The organism is Micromonospora sp. KC723 (assembly GCF_004348595.1).
Taxonomy (GTDB): Bacteria; Actinomycetota; Actinomycetes; order Mycobacteriales; family Micromonosporaceae; genus Micromonospora.
In genome coordinates, this window is the sequence record NZ_SMKD01000272.1 from 1 (window position 1) to 1,288 (window position 1,288).

General features: G+C 71.7%; 1 protein-coding gene. It reads left to right on the forward strand.

What is annotated here, in order from left to right; genetic code table 11:
• Positions 1–397: 397 nt before the first annotated feature.
• A partial coding sequence (locus tag E1165_RS28590; RefSeq protein ID WP_371687414.1) for a replication initiator occupies positions 398–1,288 on the forward strand: 891 nt, incomplete at its 3' end.

The following is a 1,288-nucleotide window of genomic DNA, read 5'->3' on the forward strand; positions in this document are numbered from 1 at the left end:
CGAGCGGCCTTCTTGCCGCTGATGCGGGTCACTTCCCGCCGGCTTTCGATCGCACCGGCCGCTGCGCCGGTCCGGAATCCACTGAGCGCCCAGCACGGCCTTTCCCGCCGTCCACGGTGGCCCTCGGATTCGCGCACCTCGACGGGTGGGGATTGCCTGCGGCAACCCGCCGGAAGCCGACGACCAGGCACCCCACCCGTCCCGGCATCACACCAAGGTCCAGAACCGGGAGGACGTATCCCATCGGCGGTCAGTGGCTCGGCCATGCCTCCGCCCTCCGGCGTGAGCCGCCTTCTCGGGCGGTGCCAGGAGACACCACGAACACCACCGACGGATACCGCTCCGGCGACCGGTGGCAGTTCGTCCGCTGTCCCTGCCACCGCCCGAGGAGAGATCCGTGTCTGCCCTGCTCACCCTGCACCGTCCCGGCCTCGTCGACGGCCGAAACGCTCAAGCCCTGCACCGTGCCGCTACGCCGGACTTCTTTGGCTGGCTGGAGCACACCCGCGCAGCCGCCGGTTGTGCCCGTCCGATCCGCCTGACCGGCACCCTCACTGCCGTCGAGACCGGCACCGGCCGGGTGCTTGAGGAGCGGCACACCGACGAGTTGCCCGACCGGACGCTGTACAAGGCGTGCGGTAACCGGCGTGCCGCCCAGTGTCCCGACTGTGCCTGGGTCTACGCGGGTGACGCTTTCCAGGTTGTCCGCTGTGGCCTGACCGGGGGTAAGACCGTCCCGACCTCCGTCGCGACGCATCCGGTCGTGTTCGCCACCTTTACCGCGCCGTCGTTCGGGGCGGTGCACCACCGGCACGTCCCTCGGCACACCTGCGGCGACCGGCGGCGCTGCGACTGCCGGCCGGCACCCTGCCATGCTCGTCGCACCGGCGGCACCTGCCCGCACGGGCAGCCCGCGGCCTGCTTCGCCCGCCACGACAGCGACGATCCGCAGCTCGGTCGGCCGCTGTGCCTGGACTGCTACGACCACGATCACCAGGTCGTCTGGAACGCCTTCTCCGGTGAGCTGTGGCGACGCACCAAACAGGCCATCGAACGCCACCTCACCGCGCTGTGCCGCCGACACGGCATCGCCCACGTCCAGGTCGTCACCGACACCGGCCGAGTCCGTCGGGTGCCGCCGGTGCGGGTGTCGCACGGGAAGGTCGCCGAAATGCAGCGCCGGGGAGCGGTGCACTTCCACGTCCTGTTGCGCCTCGACGGCGTCGACCCGCACGACCGGCACGCCCGGGTGCCGCCGCCGGCCGGCATCACCGCCGACGACCTCGAC